The organism is Mycobacterium sp. 1165178.9, from assembly GCF_001673555.1.
In the GTDB taxonomy this organism is placed as follows: domain Bacteria; phylum Actinomycetota; class Actinomycetes; order Mycobacteriales; family Mycobacteriaceae; genus Mycobacterium.
The window spans coordinates 1-1,612 of sequence record NZ_LZMB01000315.1 but is presented as its reverse complement, the minus strand read 5'-3'; the positions used below and the strand labels follow the sequence as shown (position 1 = coordinate 1,612).

Genomic DNA, 1,612 nt, shown 5'->3' with positions numbered 1-1,612 from the left:
ATCTGACGCCACCACGCGCCCGCGCATCCCTCCGGAGCTGGTCGATGCCTACGACCGCAACGTAGACGCCCGGCGGCAACTCACCGCGCTGACCCCGGTGCGAGGAACCCTGCCCGCGTGGCGCATCGCGCCGCCGGCGCCGGCCGATGAGCTGATGAACTACTACCACCAGGCGGAGTCCGAATCCGGCGTCAGCTGGAACTACCTGGCCGCGATCAACTTCGTCGAGTCGCGCTTCGGCAGCATCGTCGGCGCGAGCACCGCCGGCGCGCAGGGTCCCATGCAGTTCCTGCCCTCGACGTTCGCCGGCTACGGTCAGGGCGGCGACATCCACTCACCCCACGACAGCATCCTGGCGGCGGGCCGCTACCTGGCCGCCAATGGCTTCGCCAACGATCGCGATCACGCCATCTACGGGTACAACCATGCCCGCGAATATGTCCGCGCCGTCGACCAGTACGCGGCCCTGATGGCCGCCGATCCCGCGACGTTCGCCGCGTACTACCGGTGGGACGTGTATTGCCTGACGACGGCCGGCGACGTGTTGCTGCCCATCGGATACGACGCCTCAGCACCGATCCCGGCGGCCGATTACGTGGCCGCCCATCCGCAGTAACCGCGCGCCGGTCGTGCTGGTCGAGACAGCCGCGGGAAAGCGTCAACGGGCGCGCCGATTACGGCTGCGCCCGCTGACGGTTCCGGGTGATCACAGCGGGTCAGTACAGCGGCACCCACACACCGAAGAACCAGTAACCCCAACCCCCGTACTGCCAGTTGAAGACGGGGACGACGGTAAAGGTGTTGTAGTTGAAGGGTCCGAAGTCGCGCCGTCCCGCATCCCAATCACGCGGCGGCCCGTCCCACGGCCGGTTCCAGCCTCCCGGAGGGGGCGGACCGTTCCAGCCCCCTGGGGGAGGCGGGCCCTCCCAGAAAGGCGGCGGGTGCCCGGGAGCCGGGCCGTCGTTCCAGCCGTAACCGTGCTCGCGCGGAGGCGGGGGCGCACCGCGACCCGGGATGCTGAATTGAATGTTCGGACCGGCGGGGCCACCGATCTGCGCGTTGGCAGTCACCACGTCGTGCCGTGGAATGTAGGGCGGGTGCGGAGGCTGCGTGGCCGGCGGATTCAGCGCCTCGTACCGCTGCCTGTTGTTCGGCGGTGGGTTCTGGGTGTTCGCCGGCGTATTGGCCGGCCCGCCCTGGTTGGGGGGGTTCTGGCCGTGCTCGTTGGGCGGGTTGTTCTGCCCTCCCTGCGGCGGGTACTGGCCGTGTTCATTGGGCGGGTTGTTCTGTCCCGTCTGGCCTGGGTTCTGACCATGCTGGTTGGGCTGCGGAGTGTTCTGGCCACCCTGCGGGGGGTTGGTCTGGCCACCCTGCGGTGGAGTGTTCTGACCACCCTGCGGCGGGTTTGTCTGACCACCTTGCGCCGGCGGACCGTTGTGTCCGCCCTGCGGCGGGTTGTTCTGGCCGCCCTGCGCCGGCGGAGTGTTTCCGCCGCCCGGCTGCCCTCCTGGCCCGCCAGGCTGGCCCCCCTGATGGCCGCCGGGCGTCTACGTTGCGGTCGTAGGCATCGACCAGCTCCGGAGGGATGCGCGGGCGCGTGGTGGCGTCCCAC

Annotated in this window: 1 protein-coding gene and 2 pseudogenes; 1 reads left to right on the top strand and 2 read right to left on the bottom strand. The window is 69.9% G+C overall.

Annotated elements, in window-relative coordinates; all coding sequences use genetic code 11:
• On the top strand, positions 1-616 hold a 616-nt coding region (locus tag A5652_RS13750; protein ID WP_232001189.1), incomplete at its 5' end, for a lytic transglycosylase domain-containing protein.
• Positions 617-716: 100 nt separating this feature from the next.
• Here the strand turns inward: A5652_RS13750 and A5652_RS28590 are convergent.
• Positions 717-1,544 (bottom strand): annotated as a pseudogene (locus tag A5652_RS28590) (MAP_0585 family protein); the annotation flags it as partial.
• Positions 1,513-1,612 (bottom strand): annotated as a pseudogene (locus A5652_RS29160) (lytic transglycosylase domain-containing protein); the annotation flags it as partial. The pseudogenes A5652_RS28590 and A5652_RS29160, both read right to left, overlap by 32 nt.